This window comes from Streptomyces phaeochromogenes (genome assembly GCF_001418655.1).
GTDB classification, from domain to species: domain Bacteria; phylum Actinomycetota; class Actinomycetes; order Streptomycetales; family Streptomycetaceae; genus Streptomyces; species Streptomyces phaeochromogenes.
On record NZ_LIQZ01000589.1, the window covers coordinates 1 to 1,289 of the forward strand.

The window sequence follows — 1,289 nt, forward strand, 5'->3', positions numbered from 1 at the left end:
GGCCGGGAGTGGCGGGTGGACCGAAGATCACCGATCCTGGCGCGTACCTCTCCTTCACGCCCGTGCCGGGGGCCTTCGCGCTGGTCGGAGCGCCGGTGGTGGTCAGCCCTGACGACCACCCCGGAGTCGTACGGGTGGCAGGGGATCTGCGGGACGACATCGAGCGGGTCACGGGGGTGCGGCCGGGTTCGGCGGTGGCGCGGGAGGTCGTGCTCGTCGGGACGATCGGGCGCAGTCCGCTGATCGACGGGCTCGTCGCGGCCGGGAAACTCGACGTCCGCGGGATCCGGGGCAGGTGGGAGACCTCGCTGCAGACCGTGGTCGAGCGGCCGATGCCGGGCGTGGAGCGGGCCTTCGTCGTCGCGGGCAGTGATCCGCGCGGCACGATCTTCGGGGCGTACGACGTCTCGTACGGGATCGGGGTCTCGCCCTGGTACTGGTGGGACGACGTGCGGCCGGTGCGGCGGAGCGAGGTGTATGTGCTGCCGGGGCGGTACAGCCAGGGCACGCCGGCGGTGAAGTACCGCGGGGTCTTCATCAACGACGAGAACCCGGCGCTGGGAACGTGGGCGCCCGCGTTCTTCGGGCCGGGGAAGGCGCCCGGCCATCCCGGTGGCTTCAACGCGGACTTCTACGCCAGGATCTTCGAGGTGCTGCTGCGGCTGAAGGCGAACTATCTGTGGCCGGCGGTGTGGGGGCGGGCGTTCGCCGAGGACGACCCTGAGAATCACGCCAGGGCGAAGGCGTACGGGATTGTCATGGGCACGTCCCATGAGGCGCCGATGATGCGGGGCATCGAGGAGTGGAACCGGCATGCGGTGCCGGCCGTGCGCGACAGCGCGGGGAATGTGGTGACGCCGGGGAGCGATCCCTACGGAGGTACTGGGGAGTGGTCGTTCCGGCGCAACTCCGAGGCGATCAAGGCGTATTGGCGCGAGGGTGTGCGGCGCATGGTCGACCAGGACTTCGAGGGTGTCGTCACGCTCGGGATGCGCGGGAACGGGGACACGAGCCTGCCCGACGGTGACGGTATCGAGCTGATGCGGGAGATCATCGCGACGCAGCGGTCGATCATCGAGGACGTCACCGGGCGCCCGGCTGCCGAGACCCCGCAGGTGTGGACGCTCTACAAGGAGGTCCAGCGGTACTGGGACCGCGGGCTGCGCGCGCCGGACGACGTGACCGTCGTGCTGACGGACGACAACTGGGGGAACATCCGCAAGCATCCGGATCCGGCGGAGGCGGAAGCGGCGGCGGGGCCAGGAGCAGGGCCGGGTGCGGAGGGGGTT

Annotated in this window: 1 protein-coding gene; it reads left to right on the forward strand. The window is 70.8% G+C overall.

Translation table 11 applies throughout. The annotated features are described in order from the left end of the window. Positions 1-8: 8 nt before the first annotated feature. Positions 9-1,289, forward strand: a 1,281-nt coding sequence (locus tag AOK17_RS46240) for a glycosyl hydrolase 115 family protein (protein WP_206190955.1), incomplete at its 3' end; no start/stop codon positions are given.